At 63.7% G+C, this 12,573-nt stretch carries 18 protein-coding genes; 6 read left to right on the top strand and 12 right to left on the bottom strand.

What is annotated here, in order from left to right:
- Nucleotides 1-191 precede the first annotated feature (191 nt).
- Nucleotides 192-824, top strand: coding sequence for an HAD family hydrolase (locus NKJ94_RS14340; protein ID WP_352525820.1), 633 nt, complete (start codon nt 192-194; stop codon nt 822-824).
- 21 nt (nt 825-845) lie between these two features.
- On the opposite strand, the gene NKJ94_RS14335 is transcribed toward NKJ94_RS14340, so the two are convergent.
- The 7 genes from NKJ94_RS14335 to ureC all read right to left on the bottom strand — a co-directional run bounded on the left by NKJ94_RS14335 (nt 846) and on the right by ureC (nt 6,452).
- On the bottom strand, nt 846-1,613 hold the full coding sequence (locus NKJ94_RS14335; RefSeq protein ID WP_352525819.1) for a class II aldolase and adducin N-terminal domain-containing protein: 768 nt from the start codon (nt 1,611-1,613) through the stop codon (nt 846-848).
- Between the two features lie 84 nt (nt 1,614-1,697).
- Nucleotides 1,698-2,339, bottom strand: a complete 642-nt coding sequence (gene ureG, locus NKJ94_RS14330; protein WP_352525818.1) for an urease accessory protein UreG — start codon at nt 2,337-2,339, stop codon at nt 1,698-1,700.
- On the bottom strand, nt 2,336-2,776 hold the full coding sequence (locus NKJ94_RS14325) for a DUF3995 domain-containing protein (RefSeq protein ID WP_352525817.1): 441 nt from the start codon (nt 2,774-2,776) through the stop codon (nt 2,336-2,338). The genes ureG and NKJ94_RS14325 overlap by 4 nt, the downstream gene beginning before the upstream one ends.
- Nucleotides 2,773-3,471, bottom strand: a complete 699-nt coding sequence (locus NKJ94_RS14320) for an urease accessory protein UreF (RefSeq protein WP_502896037.1) — start codon at nt 3,469-3,471, stop codon at nt 2,773-2,775. The genes NKJ94_RS14325 and NKJ94_RS14320 overlap by 4 nt, the downstream gene beginning before the upstream one ends.
- Complete coding sequence (locus NKJ94_RS14315; protein WP_352525814.1) at nt 3,458-4,042, bottom strand: urease accessory protein UreE; 585 nt, start codon at nt 4,040-4,042, stop codon at nt 3,458-3,460. The genes NKJ94_RS14320 and NKJ94_RS14315 overlap by 14 nt, the downstream gene beginning before the upstream one ends.
- Nucleotides 4,043-4,098: 56 nt before the next feature.
- The gene (locus NKJ94_RS14310; protein WP_352525812.1) at nt 4,099-4,692 is read right to left on the bottom strand and encodes a hypothetical protein; all 594 of its coding nucleotides are present in this window, start codon (nt 4,690-4,692) and stop codon (nt 4,099-4,101) included.
- Nucleotides 4,693-4,739: 47 nt separating this feature from the next.
- Entirely contained in the window at nt 4,740-6,452 is a 1,713-nt protein-coding gene (gene ureC, locus NKJ94_RS14305) for an urease subunit alpha (RefSeq protein WP_502896036.1), read from the bottom strand.
- Between the two features lie 167 nt (nt 6,453-6,619).
- On the opposite strand from ureC, the gene NKJ94_RS14300 reads away from it, so the two are divergent.
- Nucleotides 6,620-7,003 (top strand): hypothetical protein, encoded by a 384-nt coding sequence (locus NKJ94_RS14300; protein ID WP_352525811.1) that lies wholly within the window; start codon nt 6,620-6,622, stop codon nt 7,001-7,003.
- Nucleotides 7,004-7,129: 126 nt separating this feature from the next.
- A complete protein-coding gene (locus NKJ94_RS14295) occupies nt 7,130-7,624 on the top strand; it encodes a hypothetical protein (protein ID WP_352474746.1) in 495 nt (164 codons plus the stop codon).
- 50 nt (nt 7,625-7,674) lie between these two features.
- On the opposite strand, the gene NKJ94_RS14290 is transcribed toward NKJ94_RS14295, so the two are convergent.
- Genes NKJ94_RS14290 through NKJ94_RS14270 form a run of 5 tightly spaced genes read right to left on the bottom strand, consistent with a single transcriptional unit; the run spans nt 7,675 to nt 10,064 of the window.
- Nucleotides 7,675-7,980, bottom strand: coding sequence for an urease subunit beta (locus NKJ94_RS14290; RefSeq protein WP_352476983.1), 306 nt, complete (start codon nt 7,978-7,980; stop codon nt 7,675-7,677).
- 7 nt (nt 7,981-7,987) lie between these two features.
- Nucleotides 7,988-8,578 (bottom strand): HupE/UreJ family protein, encoded by a 591-nt coding sequence (locus tag NKJ94_RS14285; protein ID WP_352525961.1) that lies wholly within the window; start codon nt 8,576-8,578, stop codon nt 7,988-7,990.
- A gap of 35 nt (nt 8,579-8,613) precedes the next feature.
- Nucleotides 8,614-8,871 carry a DUF1272 domain-containing protein gene (locus tag NKJ94_RS14280; protein ID WP_352525809.1) on the bottom strand — a complete coding sequence of 86 codons (258 nt, stop codon included), beginning with the start codon at nt 8,869-8,871 and terminating at the stop codon, nt 8,614-8,616.
- Between the two features lie 19 nt (nt 8,872-8,890).
- On the bottom strand, nt 8,891-9,193 hold the full coding sequence (locus tag NKJ94_RS14275) for an urease subunit gamma (RefSeq protein WP_023677011.1): 303 nt from the start codon (nt 9,191-9,193) through the stop codon (nt 8,891-8,893).
- A gap of 28 nt (nt 9,194-9,221) precedes the next feature.
- Nucleotides 9,222-10,064 (bottom strand): urease accessory protein UreD, encoded by an 843-nt coding sequence (locus NKJ94_RS14270; RefSeq protein ID WP_352525807.1) that lies wholly within the window; start codon nt 10,062-10,064, stop codon nt 9,222-9,224.
- A gap of 201 nt (nt 10,065-10,265) precedes the next feature.
- Here NKJ94_RS14270 and NKJ94_RS14265 point away from each other — a divergent pair, with 201 nt between their 5' ends.
- From NKJ94_RS14265 to NKJ94_RS14255, 3 genes are all read left to right on the top strand, one after another.
- Entirely contained in the window at nt 10,266-10,520 is a 255-nt protein-coding gene (locus tag NKJ94_RS14265) for an acyl carrier protein (RefSeq protein WP_006325998.1), read from the top strand.
- A gap of 4 nt (nt 10,521-10,524) precedes the next feature.
- Complete coding sequence (locus tag NKJ94_RS14260) at nt 10,525-11,733, top strand: beta-ketoacyl-[acyl-carrier-protein] synthase family protein (RefSeq protein ID WP_352525804.1); 1,209 nt, start codon at nt 10,525-10,527, stop codon at nt 11,731-11,733.
- A 127-nt stretch (nt 11,734-11,860) separates the two neighbouring features.
- Nucleotides 11,861-12,565 carry a glutathione S-transferase family protein gene (locus NKJ94_RS14255; RefSeq protein WP_352525802.1) on the top strand — a complete coding sequence of 235 codons (705 nt, stop codon included), beginning with the start codon at nt 11,861-11,863 and terminating at the stop codon, nt 12,563-12,565.
- Nucleotides 12,566-12,573: the final 8 nt, after the last annotated feature.

The raw sequence follows: 12,573 nt of genomic DNA, 5'->3' as shown, positions 1-12,573 counted from the left end.
CGCGCAATTGTCTATTGCAAGAGCAATTGCTTAGGGTCGGGAGTTGGTGTTTCGAGCGACGCGGCCATCGCCGATGCAGCCTCTTCGAAGTAATCAGGGCAGTCGCGGTCGCACTAGGTCGGTTCTCACAGGCGCGGCGGTTTATCTCCCGAGCTAAACGCTTTAAGGGGTTTTGGAGAATGGAGCCTTGCATGATGCCGAAAGCGGTTTTCTGGGATATGGACGGCACGCTGGTCGACAGTGAGCCACTGCACGAGGCGGCGCTGATTGCGGCGCTGCACAGTGTCGGCATCGCACCACCGGCCGACCTGCATGAGCGCGTGCTCGGCATTGCCGCATGGCCGGTCTACGAGATGCTGCGCGACGAGTTCGGCCTCGACCTGCCGTTCGACGACTGGATCGTGCGCAAATATGATCACTATCTGCCGATGGCAGAAACGCTGACGCCACGCAGCGGCGCGATCGAGATTTTCAACGCGCTGCGAGAGCTTGGCGTGGCGCAAGCGGTGGTGTCCAATTCGGACAGGCTGATCGTCGATGCCAATCTGCGCGCCGTCGGCCTCGTCTATCCCGGCATGAAAACGGTCAGCCGCAACGACGTGCGCGAGGGCAAGCCGCATGCCGAACCATTCCTGCGCGCAGCGTGGCTGGCCGGCGTCGATCCCGCCGATGCCGTGGCGGTCGACGACAGCCGGACCGGCGCCATGGCCGGACTGGCGGCGGGAATGAAGACGATCTTCTGGCCGGAGGTGCCGATGGATGGCCCGCCGGGGGCGATTGTCATCAACAGCGCCGATGAGTTGCGGGCCGAGCTCGGGCTTTAAGCCACGCCGGTTGAATGAGATTCAATTCCGGTAGGCAGGCTCCTGCTCGTCGAGGATCGCCTTCAGTTCGGACAGGTGGCGTTCGGCCTGGTCGGGATAGTCTTCCTGTTCCCTTGCCGCCTTTTCGGCGATCTCGTCCGACAGTACCCGCAGCGGCCGGCCGGTCCACAGCGCCTTGATATAGGTTTCGGCGGCGCGCTCGAAATAGAACATGCGGTTGAAAGTGTCGGCGACGCTGTCGCCGATGACCAGCACACCATGGTTGCCCATCACCATCACCTTGACCTTCGGGTCGACAAGGAGCTGCGAGCAGCGCTCACCCTCTTCCTCGAAGGCCAGCCCGCCATAATGACCGTCGACGACATGGCGGTTGAAGAAGATCACCGAGTTCTGGTCGACCGGCGGCAGCGTCGAGTCGGCCAACGAGGCAAGCACGGTGGCGTGGATCGAGTGGACATGCATGACGCAGCGCGCATGAGGCACATTGCGATGGATGGCGCCATGCAGGCCCCACGCCGTCGGGTCGGGCGCATTCGGGCCGGCCAGCGTGTCGGGATCGTTGGCGTCGATCAAAAGCAGGTCGCTCGCCTTGATGCGCGAGAAATGCACCTGGTTGGGATTCATCAGGAATTGCGAGCCATCGTCGTTGACGGCCAGCGAAAAATGATTGGCCACCGCCTCGTGCATATTGAGCCGCGCCGTCCAGCGGAAGGCGCAAGCGAGATCGACGCGCTCATCGTAGAATGGCAGGTTGGTCAACGGCTCCTTCTGCAGGCGGGCGATGCTCATCGTAAACCTCCGTGAAAGAGGCAAGGATGCCGCGCGGCTGCAACGCGCGCAACCGGTTTCGTTTGGTGCAGACAAGCACCGTTACTATGCCGCCGTGCTGGTGGCCGTGCCGATCCGAAGCCCGCCATGCTCGACGATGAAATCGATCACCTCCTGCAGCCCCTTGCCGCGCGACAGGTCGGTGAAGCCGAACGGCCGCTTGCCGCGCATGCGGGCAGCGTCGCTTTCCATGATTTCGAGATTAACGTTCACGTAAGGCGCAAGATCGCTCTTGTTGATGACCAGGAAATCCGACCGCGTGATTGCCGGCCCGCCCTTGCGCGGGATCTCCTCGCCTTGGCAAACCGAGATGACATAAAGCGTCAGGTCGGCCAGGTCCGGCGAGAAGGTGGCGGCGAGGTTGTCGCCGCCCGATTCGATGAAGACGATATCGAGATCCGGGAATTTTCTGGTCATCTCGGCGATTGCCTGCAGATTGATCGAGGCGTCCTCGCGGATGGCGGTGTGCGGGCAGCCGCCGGTCTCGACGCCGATGATGCGGTCCTCGGGCAGCGCCTGCAGGCGGGCCAGCATCATGGCGTCTTCCTTGGTGTAGATGTCGTTGGTGACGACGGCGATCGAGAACTCGTCGCGCAACGCCTTGCAGAGTTTCTCGGTAAGCGTCGTCTTGCCCGAGCCGACCGGGCCGCCGATGCCGATGCGAAGAGGACCGTTTGGGGACGTCATGTGGAGAACTCCGTCAAGGCAAGAATGGCGAAGCCAAGCCCGATCAGCAGGCACAGCGGCGAATAATAACGCCGATCGAGCCGCTCGAAAGGCTGCTCGGGCGTCAGCCGGCGCCACCACGGCGTGAAGCCGGCAATGCCACGCGCCAGAAAAACCAGCGCGATGAGCAGCGACGTGGCGGCAAGCCCGGCCTTAGGAAAGGGCGTGGCAAAGATGCCCTCGAGCGCCATCGGCCACAGTGTCGCAAGGCCAAGGCAGGCGGCAACGGCGAAGCAGGCGAAGGGCGCCGGCATCTCGTCGACGCCGCGAAAGCCGATGACCGCACGGGCGCAGGAGGCGGCGTCCCTGCCCGGCCAGATGCCGCCAATGCCCCAATAGACATGCAGTGCAGTGATCAGCAGCAGGACGAGCGAGAGGGCGAAAGCGAGGACGATCATGAGCGGAACAGTCGCGAATACTGGGTCTCGTGCGTCATTGCCATTATGTCGGAGATAAAAGCGCAGCCGCCGAGATCGTCGAGCGTCGATCCGGCAGCGCGGGCTGAAGTGGCCAAGGCCAGCGGCTCGAAGCCGGCGAGCAGCGTCATCGCAGCGCCCTGGCCGAGGACGCCAAGCCGGATCGCGGCCTGGACGAGGTTGGAGAAGAAGGCCTGCAGGAAGGCAGCCAGCGCGTCCTGCAGCGCAATGCCGTGGCCGCCGGCAACAGCACCGACGACAACGCAATAGGCGCATTCGGGCGGCAGGCGGCGGTCCAACACCTGGCACGGCCAGGCCGAGGCCGCTTTCAGGAAGGCGGCGCCCTGCAGCATCGTCTCGGTATGGCGCTCGCGCGAGCCCGCCAAGGCCTCGGCGAGTGCGGCAATTTCGGTGAGATCGCCGGCTTCACGCGCCCGCCGCCAGCTTTCGGCAAACAGCACGGCATCGTTCCAGCCCGAACCCATCTCGACCAGCGTCTCCAGCCATGCGGCGAGGTCTTTGCTGTCGGCAACCAGCCCGGCATGAACGGCTTGTTCCAGACCATGGCTGTAGGAAAAGCCGCCGACCGGGAAGGAAGGCGACAGCCACGCCATCAGCCGCAACAATGCGATGTTGGAAGGCTGGGCGACGTTGGAAGGCTGGTCAGTCATGGTCATGGTCGTGCGAATGGCTGTGGGAATGCGATTCGCTATGGGTATGGGAATGCGCTTCGGCATGGCTGTGCGCATGCGCCTCGGCATGAGCATGGCCATGGCCGCCATGGCCGGAATAAGCGCCGCGCACCGGCTTGAACGGTTCGGAGACATCACTCACGGTCGCACCCAGCCCTTCCAGCATCGCCTTGATGACATGGTCGCGCAGGATGAGGATGCGGTTAGCCTCGATGGCGGCGGCGAGATGGCGGTTGCCGATATGCCAGGCGAGCTCGGCCAGATGGACAGGTCCGCTGGCCCGGATATCGCAGAGCGGCTCCTCGGCCGCGATGATCTCGATTTGGCGGCCATCCTCCAGCACCAGCCGGTCGCCATCGTTCAAGGCCACCGGTTCGGGCAGGTCGACCAATACCCTGTCGCTACGGGCCGTTTCGATGGCGCGGCGGCGCAGATGCCGCTCGTCATGGGCAAGCACCGCACTGTCATATGGCGTCGTCGCTCCGGCTTCGCCTGCGGCCAGGACGGAGACGGCGCGCGGGAATTTGGTGAAGTCGGTGCGGATATCGAGCTTCATGTAAGACTGCCTTTCGCAAAAAGCCTAGACTATCCGGTTCCCCGCCCCAATGGCGCTCAAACGATCGTGTCGAAGAGCCGCAGGATAAACGATATCTGGTAGACAAGCGCGGCGGCGACAAAGGCGATGTGAAAGCGGCGGTCGCGCAGCAGGATCGCAACGACGCAAAGCGCGACGAAAACCGGCGTGCGGATCAAATATTCAACGCCGAAATGGGCGAAATGCGCCGGCCCTTTCAGCAGCGTATCGACCACGTCCAGCAGATAGGTCGCCGCCAGCAGGCCGAAGAACCAGGCACGGCGCGAATAGAAGAAATCCTCATAGCTGGTGTAGTCCAGCATCGAGTCCGGGAACAGCAACGCGCAGAGCAGGAACAGCGTGACGGCGTAGAAAATGATGAACAGGTACTTGCCGAAGGTCCAATTCTCGATCTGGAACAGACCGAACTCCCACCACCAGAAATGCACCAGCATCAAAAGCACCGACGCGACCCAGGCCAGATGCACGGGATAGAGCCGGTACTGGCCGGGATGCTGGACGATGCGGGCGAGCCCCGACAAAAGGCGGGTGACGCCAAGGCCGATCACCATGCCCAGGACGATGCGGATATGCGGGAAGATGTCGTGGGCGTAAGGAAGTTGCTGGTCCATAGGCCTCGCGCGGCACGTTCTACATCGGGCGTTCTAGCGCCTATGGTTCAGAACAGGAAGTAGCGCTGCGCCATCGGCAACACGGTGGCCGGCTCGCAGGTGAGCAATTCGCCGTCGGCGCGGACCTCGTAGGTCTCGGGGTCGACCTCGACATGCGGCGTGGCGTCGTTGAGGACCATCGAATGCTTGCCGATGCCGCCGCGGGTGTTCTCGACCGCCATCATCTGCTTGTCGACGCCGAGCCTGCCGCGCAGGCCGGCGTCGAGGGCGGCCTTCGAAACGAAGGTCACCGACGAATTGGTCATCGCCTTGCCGTAGGCGCCGAACATCGGCCGGTAGTGCATCGGCTGTGGCGTCGGGATCGAGGCGTTGGGGTCACCCATGGGAGCGGCGGCGATCATGCCGCCGATCAGCACCATGTCCGGCTTGACGCCGAAGAAGGCCGGGTTCCACAGCACAAGGTCGGCGCGTTTGCCGACCGCCACCGAGCCGATGTCCTTCGACAGGCCATGCGCGATGGCTGGATTGATGGTGTATTTGGCGATGTAGCGGCGGACGCGGAAATTGTCGTTGTTGCCGGTCTCCTGCGGCAGCGAACCGCGCTGGCGCTTCATCTTGTCGGCGGTCTGCCAGCAGCGGATCGCCACTTCGCCGACACGACCCATCGCCTGGCTGTCCGACGAGATGATCGAGAAGGCGCCGATGTCGTGCAGAATGTCTTCGGCGGCGATGGTTTCCTTGCGAATGCGGCTTTCGGCAAAGGCGATATCTTCGGGGATCGACGGCGACAGATGGTGGCAGACCATCAGCATGTCGAGGTGTTCGGCCAGTGTGTTGATCGTGTAGGGGCGGGTTGGATTGGTCGAAGACGGAATGACGTTGGGCAAGCCGCACACCTTGATGATATCAGGCGCGTGGCCGCCGCCGGCGCCTTCGGTGTGGAAGGCATGGATGGTGCGGCCTTTGATCGCCGCGACCGTGTTTTCGACGAAGCCGGACTCGTTCAGCGTGTCGGTGTGGATCATCACCTGCACGTCGTAATCGTCGGCGACCGACAGGCAGCAGTCGATTGCAGCCGGCGTCGTGCCCCAGTCCTCATGCAGTTTCAGCGAGCAGGCACCCGCGAGCACCATCTCCTCGAGCGCGGCAGGCAGCGACGCGTTGCCCTTGCCTGACAGGCCGATATTCATCGGGAAAGCATCAAAGGACTGGATCATGCGTGCCAAATGCCACGGCCCAGGCGTGCAGGTGGTGGCCAGCGTGCCATGCGCCGGACCGGTGCCCCCGCCGAGCATGGTGGTGATGCCCGACATCAGCGCTTCCTCGATCTGCTGCGGGCAGATGAAGTGGATATGCGCGTCGAAGCCGCCGGCGGTCAGGATCTTGCCTTCGCCGGCGATGATCTCGGTGCCCGGGCCGATGATGATGCCGACGCCGTCCTGCGTATCCGGGTTGCCGGCCTTGCCGATCGCGGCGATGCGGCCGTCCTTGATGCCGATGTCGGCCTTGACGATACCGGCGACGGCATCGACGACCAGCGCATTGGTGATGACGGTGTCGACAGCGCCTTGCGCCCGCGAAACCTGGCTCTGGCCCATGCCGTCGCGGATGACCTTGCCGCCGCCGAATTTCACCTCCTCGCCGTGAAGGGTGAAATCCTTTTCGACCTCGATGAACAGCTCGGTGTCGGCGAGCCGGACCTTGTCGCCGACGGTCGGGCCGTACATCTGGGCATAGGCGGCGCGGGTGATTCTAGCCATCAGCAATTGCTCCCGAAATACAGTCTGGTCGAAGCCGGGTCCCACATTGCCGCCATCCTATGGTCACGCAATGACCCGCTGAGCGACACTTTCCGATCCCATTTAGCGTTTGAGGTGGCCGGGCCACCCCAAAACGACCACTTGCCAATCGATGGAAAGGAACATCCATGCGCAAAACAATCCTTCTGGCAGCCGCCGCCACGCTGGTGCTCGCAACCGCCGCCAGCGCCCAGCAACAGCCTGCGCAGCAGCCCAGTCCGGCGCCGGCCGCGCCTGCTCCAGCCGCGCCCGGGGCGCAGCCGCAGGCGCCCACCATCCAGGCGATCAATGTCGTCGATATCAAGGATCTGCCGGCGGACACTCAGGCCAAGGTCAACCAGGTGATCGCCAAGCGCAGCGACGCCGACCTGCAGAAACTGCGCGGCTCGATCGACGCGACGCCGGAGGTCAAGTCCGCGCTCGAAGCCAAAGGGCTCACCTCGGCGCAGGTGATCGCCGCCAGCATGAGCACCAATGGCGCGCTGACGCTGATCACCAAGAAAGCGAGCTGACGAGACGAGGCGGCGGGCCGGCACAAGATCAGCCCGCCGCCTCGCAAAGGGAACCTTCACAGGGGAAGTTACGTTTCGGTCCTGTCGCCCTGACACCAGCCTCGAAAAGGACCCTGAGAACGAGCGATGGCGATCACCACCTTCTCCGACACCAGATGGCTGCATGGGATTGCTGCGACCGCGTTTTTGGCAGCCAGCATTCCGCACGCCGCGCTGAACGCGCAGAGCCTCGACAGCGCCGAGACCGTCAACCGGATCGTCGGCTCGGAGGTCGGGCAGGAAGAGACCAAGACAAATGCGGAAGCTGGCAAGGTCAGCTCGGCGATCGATCGCACGCGTGAAAACATCGCTGCCGTGCGCAAGACATCCAAGCTCGACAAGGTCGATATCGTGTTTCTTACCGACGCCGCGCGCACCGAAGGCGGCCCGCCGCCGGCGATCGAGAACAAGGTCAGGCAACATCGGGACGACATTGCGGAGTTGCGCAAGGAGATCGAGGCGAACGCATTGCTGTTCAACGCGATCGACTCGCGGCGTGTGCAGACCGAGGACGTTCTGGCGGTTGAATTCGATGATCCGGGAAAGGTCGTCATCTATGCGGCGGCCAAGCCGCCCGGTTAAGCTTCCCCTGGCTAAGCTCTGGTGAGCATCTGCAGCCGATGCGGTCGATCTCACAGCTTGCCCATGATCTTCTGCTGAAATCCGTAGACCTCGCGCTTGCCGCCGAACGGCACTAGCGTAACGTCGCGCTCCTGGCCGGGCTCGAAGCGCATCGCGGTGCCGGCGGCGATGTCGAGGCGCATGCCCCGCGCCTTGTCGCGATCGAATCTCAGCCCTTCATTGGTCTCGAAGAAATGATAGTGGCTGCCGACCTGGATCGGCCGGTCGCCGCTGTTGGCCACCTTCATGGTGACCGTCGGCAGTCCCTTGTTCAGTTCGATCTCGCCGCTTGCCGTGATGATTTCGCCGGGGATCATCGCGGCCTCACAGGACGAAGGCGAGGCCGGCGCCAATCGCGGCACAGGCGACCCCAGCGGCGCGGGCAAGCCCGCGGAAACGCCAGCCGAGGTTGAGACCGGCAGTGATGCCGACGGCGTGGAGCAGCGCGGTGGCAAAGGCAAAGCCCGCCATATAGCCGAGCCCGCCGGTATTTTCAGGCACCTCGGTGCCGTGGGCGTAGCCGTGGAACAGCGCGAACAGGCCGATGACGGCGACGCCGGCCGAGACGGGAAGATCGACCGCGAGCGCAACCAGCAGCCCCAGCGCCACGGCGGACGCCAGTATGGCCGGCTCGACGAAGGGCATCGGCACATGCAGCATGCCGAGCGCGCCGCCGGCCAGCATGACGGCTACGAAGGCCAGCGGCCATGCCCAGATCGCTTTGCCACCCTTGAGCGCCGCCCACAGGCCGACGGCGATCATCACCGTCATATGATCGAGGCCGGAGAGCGGGTGGATGAAGCCGGTGGCGAAAGAGGAAGCCGTGCCGACGCCGACATGGGCATAGGCAGGCATTGCTGCTGCCAGCAGCAGGGCCGCCGAGAGGGCTGCGCGTTTCATCGTAGCGGGGATCATCGGCGTACCTTCCATCTTCGAGATCATCATGCCTCTCACGCCGCCTTGCGGGCCGGGCCGCAGCCCTCTGCCTTGAGAATACGCTTGGTCGAGGCCGGATATTTCTTCAGCATCGCTGCCGGACGGATCGGGCGCGGCGAGAAGTTGCCGCCGCAATTCGGACAGACGCCGCCGAGCACGTTTTGTGCGCAGTCGGCGCAGAAAGTGCATTCGAAGGTGCAGATCACCGCATCCGTCGCATCGGGCGGCAGATCCTTGTCGCAGCATTCGCAGTTGGGACGCAGCTCAAGCATTTTCCTCTCCTTGGCGGTGTTATCTGATCGGCTCGTGCACGGTCACCAGCTTGGTGCCGTCGGGAAACGTCGCCTCGACCTGCACATCGTGGATCATTTCGGCAATGCCTTCCATCACCTGGGCCCTGGTGACGACATGGGCGCCGGCCTCCATCAGCTCGGCGACCGCGCGGCCGTCGCGGGCACCCTCGACGACGAAATCGGTGATCAGCGCGATCGCTTCCGGATGGTTGAGCTTGACGCCGCGTTCGAGCCGCTTGCGGGCCACGATCGCCGCCATGGCGATCAGCAGCTTGTCTTTCTCCCTCGGCGTCAGATTCATGCTTTTTCCTGCGGTGGCGTAATCGAAATCAGAGTGACCATAATTTGGGCAGGCCCGCCCGCCCGTTGAGCAATTCGACAAGCGGCACCAGCCGCTTGCGGAGCTGGTAGCCGTCCTCGGCGAACAGCCTCGCAAGAAGCTTGCCAGATTTCCGCACGCTCCAGAAACTGACGCCGCCCTGGCCGCCGACTATGCCCCGCGCCGGCTCGAGCAAAGCCTCTGCCCGCGACGAGACCATCAGCAGCGTCGCCACAGCGATGCCGCCGCCGGCAACCGCAGTACGGTTCAAGGTGGCCGCAATGTCCGGCCCGACGCGGAACTCCTCGGCGTGAATCAGCGCTCCGTCCTGGCCGACGCGCCAGCGGTCGTGGAAATGGCCTTGCGCTGCCCGTTCACCCATGGCCAGGCGGCCGAAGACGGTGGCCTCCAGGATTAGCGCCTCGGCTCCGGTGGCAAGCTCCACGTCGAGCGTGCGGGCAAAGGCCGAGCGGTCGAAGACGATGGTTTCCTGCGGCAGCCAGGCAATGTGGCCGTCTTCGCCGACGGTCAGCTTCACCCGCACTTCGGCGCGGTCGGATGCGGCTCGGTAGATTTTCTCGCAGGCCTGCGTTGTTATGGTTGCGGAGGCGCCGGCACTGACATCGACCTCCCAGGCGAGACGGTCGCCGCCGGTCAGCCCACCGGCAGTGTTGATCAGGACGGCTTCGAGCGGATCGGCTGAGACCGCCGGCATGCGGATCTTGGCAGAGCCGTCCTGGTACAGGCGCCGAAGACGCGTGCGGCCACCGTTCCAGTCGCAGGCAAGCCGCGCGACGCCGGCAACGCGCTGGGCCGGCGGCACTGAGGTCAAGCTATATGCGATCGTATCCACGACACCAACGTTAAGCACTGCGGCGGCTTTGTCGATATATAGCTTGTTGCTTGACAGCGTTTCGGTTTCTATAGAGGGAGCCACCTTGATACGATTATCGGCGCCTGGCGGGGTAAAAGGCGACGGTGACGACGTAATCGAGGACAAAAAAGGGCGCTGATCAGTTGGCGTCGGGAAACAATAGGTTGGGGAAGAAACCGAATGGCTGACCAGCTGGCAACCGATATCATCGCCAAGATCAAGGCTCATGCCGAGCCGGGCGGCGAGGAAATCACCACCAATACTGAACTGACCGCCCTTGGCATCCATTCGCTAGAACTAACGGAAATCATCTTCGATCTCGAGGAAGAGTACGGCATCGAAATCGAGATGAACACGGTCGATGCCTGGAGCAATCTGAAGAATGTCGGCGACATGGTCGAGGCGGTTCGCGCGCTGATCGCGAAAAAAGCCTGACTGAATGCACAAGCGCATCGTCATCACGGGCATCGGCGGGTTATGCGGGCTCGGCACCAATGCACCAGCAATCTGGAACGAGATGCGCGCCGGCCGTTCGGCAATCGGCGCGATCGTCAATTCCGAGCTGCATGACCTGAAGGTCAGGGTCGGCTCCGAAATCAAGGCGCTTCCCGATCACGGCATCGACCGCAAGCAGGTCGTGTCGATGGATCGCTTCAGCCTTTTGGCGACGATCGCCGCGCGGGAGGCGGCACAGCAGGCGGGATTGAACGCGCACGCGGCCAACACCTACAGGATGGGCACCATCGTCGGCGTCGGCGTCTGCGGCTGGGAGGCGATCGAAGAGAGCTATCGCGCCATCCTGCTCGAAGGCAAGAACCGCGCCGGCATCTTCACCGTGCCGAAAGTAATGCCGGGCGCTGCGGCCGGCCACGTCAGCATGAACCTTGGTCTTCGCGGGCCGGTCTTCGGCATCACCTCTGCCTGCTCGTCATCCAATCACGCCATTGCCTCGGCCGTCGACCAGATCAGGCTCGGTCGTGCCGACGTCATGGTCGCCGGCGGCACCGATGCCCCGCTGGTCTGGGGCATCCTGAAGGGCTGGGAGGCCCTGCGGGTATTGTCGCCGGACACCTGCCGGCCGTTTTCGGCCGATCGCCAAGGGCTTGTGCTCGGCGAAGGCGCCGGCATGGTGGTGCTGGAAACGTATGAGCATGCCATGGCGCGCGGCGCCGCCATCCTTGCCGAAATCGGCGGCGTCGGCCTTTCCGCCGACGCCTCCGACATCGTTGCGCCGACCATCGAAGGGCCGGAGGCGGCGATGCGCTTCTGCCTCGTCGATGCCGGCCTCAATCCGGAGGACGTCGACTATCTCAACGCGCATGGCACCGGCACCAAGGCCAACGACCAGATCGAAACGGCAGCGATCAAGCGGGTCTTCGGCGACCATGCCTACAAGCTTTCTATCTCCTCGACCAAATCGATGCATGCCCACTGCCTCGGCGCGTCCGGCGCGCTGGAAATGATCGCCTGCGTCATGGCGATCCGCGAAGGCATCGTGCCGCCGACCGCCAATTATCGGGAAGCCGACGCCGACTGCGATCTCGACATCACGCCGAACGTGGCGCGCGAGCGCGCGGTGCGCACCGCGATCAGCAACAGCTTCGCCTTCGGCGGCACCAATGCGGTGCTGGCGGTCAAGGCGGTCTGACGGCCAATCCCGTGCCCGAGCAGTAAAACTTTTCGCCGGTGACATTGATCGTACCGGGTGCTGCTCCTAACTCTCTGCAACCCGCCATGACCGTGCCGTTCGGCGCGCTCCCCGACCAGGAGTTTCAATGACCGATCTGTCCGCGTTTCCGATTGCCACGCGGTGGCCGGCAAACCATCCCGACCGCATCCAGCTTTATTCGTTTCCGACGCCGAACGGGGTGAAAGTGTCGATCGCGCTGGAGGAACTTGGCCTGCCCTACGAGCCGCATGCCGTCGACATCGGCAAGAACGAAAGCTGGACGCCGGAATTCCTGTCCTTGAACCCGAACGGCAAGATACCGGCGATGATCGATCCGAACGGCCCGGGCGGCAAGCCGATCGGCCTGTTCGAGTCCGGCGCCATCCTGCTTTATCTCAGCGACAAGACCGGCAAGCTGGTCCCGGCAGACACAACGCTGCGTTATGAGACGATCCAGTGGGTATTCTTCCAGATGGCTTCGATCGGGCCGATGTTCGGCCAAGTCGGTTTCTTCCACAAATTCGCCGGACGCGAAATCGCCGACAAGCGCCCGCTGGAGCGCTACCGCGACGAGTCGCGGCGGCTGATCGGCGTCCTCGAAACGAGGCTCAAAGGCCGCAGCTGGATCATGGGCGACGATTACACCATCGCCGACATCTCGCTGCTGGGCTGGGTGCGCAATCTGATCGGCTTCTATGAGGCGCGGGAACTCGTCGGTTTCGATGATTTCCCCCGCGTGGCCGCATGGCTGGAGCGCGGCCTCGCCCGCCCGGCGGTGCAGAAGGGCCTCACCATTCCGGCCAGAGCCTGATCGTGACT

It is taken from the genome of Mesorhizobium sp. M0060 (assembly GCF_040323155.1).
Lineage (GTDB): Bacteria > Pseudomonadota > Alphaproteobacteria > Rhizobiales > Rhizobiaceae > Mesorhizobium.
The sequence above is the reverse complement of the archived record's forward strand: the minus strand, read 5'-3'. Positions and strand labels throughout refer to the sequence as shown.

What these genes read in the sequence shown, in the direction of transcription:
- ureG (WP_352525818.1), bottom strand. Translation starts at nt 2,339, where the DNA reads ATGACGTCCCCAAACGGTCCTCTTCGCATCGGCATCGGCGGCCCGGTC.
- NKJ94_RS14255 (WP_352525802.1), top strand. Translation starts at nt 11,861, where the DNA reads ATGACCGATCTGTCCGCGTTTCCGATTGCCACGCGGTGGCCGGCAAAC.
- NKJ94_RS14320 (WP_502896037.1), bottom strand. Translation starts at nt 3,471, where the DNA reads ATGACCATGACTGACCAGCCTTCCAACGTCGCCCAGCCTTCCAACATC.
- ureC (WP_502896036.1), bottom strand. Translation starts at nt 6,452, where the DNA reads ATGGCTAGAATCACCCGCGCCGCCTATGCCCAGATGTACGGCCCGACC.
- NKJ94_RS14295 (WP_352474746.1), top strand. Translation starts at nt 7,130, where the DNA reads ATGGCGATCACCACCTTCTCCGACACCAGATGGCTGCATGGGATTGCT.
- NKJ94_RS14315 (WP_352525814.1), bottom strand. Translation starts at nt 4,042, where the DNA reads ATGAAGCTCGATATCCGCACCGACTTCACCAAATTCCCGCGCGCCGTC.
- NKJ94_RS14310 (WP_352525812.1), bottom strand. Translation starts at nt 4,692, where the DNA reads ATGGACCAGCAACTTCCTTACGCCCACGACATCTTCCCGCATATCCGC.
- NKJ94_RS14340 (WP_352525820.1), top strand. Translation starts at nt 192, where the DNA reads ATGATGCCGAAAGCGGTTTTCTGGGATATGGACGGCACGCTGGTCGAC.
- NKJ94_RS14275 (WP_023677011.1), bottom strand. Translation starts at nt 9,193, where the DNA reads ATGAATCTGACGCCGAGGGAGAAAGACAAGCTGCTGATCGCCATGGCG.
- NKJ94_RS14335 (WP_352525819.1), bottom strand. Translation starts at nt 1,613, where the DNA reads ATGAGCATCGCCCGCCTGCAGAAGGAGCCGTTGACCAACCTGCCATTC.
- NKJ94_RS14260 (WP_352525804.1), top strand. Translation starts at nt 10,525, where the DNA reads ATGCACAAGCGCATCGTCATCACGGGCATCGGCGGGTTATGCGGGCTC.
- NKJ94_RS14285 (WP_352525961.1), bottom strand. Translation starts at nt 8,578, where the DNA reads ATGATCCCCGCTACGATGAAACGCGCAGCCCTCTCGGCGGCCCTGCTG.
- NKJ94_RS14290 (WP_352476983.1), bottom strand. Translation starts at nt 7,980, where the DNA reads ATGATCCCCGGCGAAATCATCACGGCAAGCGGCGAGATCGAACTGAAC.
- NKJ94_RS14300 (WP_352525811.1), top strand. Translation starts at nt 6,620, where the DNA reads ATGCGCAAAACAATCCTTCTGGCAGCCGCCGCCACGCTGGTGCTCGCA.
- NKJ94_RS14265 (WP_006325998.1), top strand. Translation starts at nt 10,266, where the DNA reads ATGGCTGACCAGCTGGCAACCGATATCATCGCCAAGATCAAGGCTCAT.
- NKJ94_RS14280 (WP_352525809.1), bottom strand. Translation starts at nt 8,871, where the DNA reads ATGCTTGAGCTGCGTCCCAACTGCGAATGCTGCGACAAGGATCTGCCG.
- NKJ94_RS14325 (WP_352525817.1), bottom strand. Translation starts at nt 2,776, where the DNA reads ATGATCGTCCTCGCTTTCGCCCTCTCGCTCGTCCTGCTGCTGATCACT.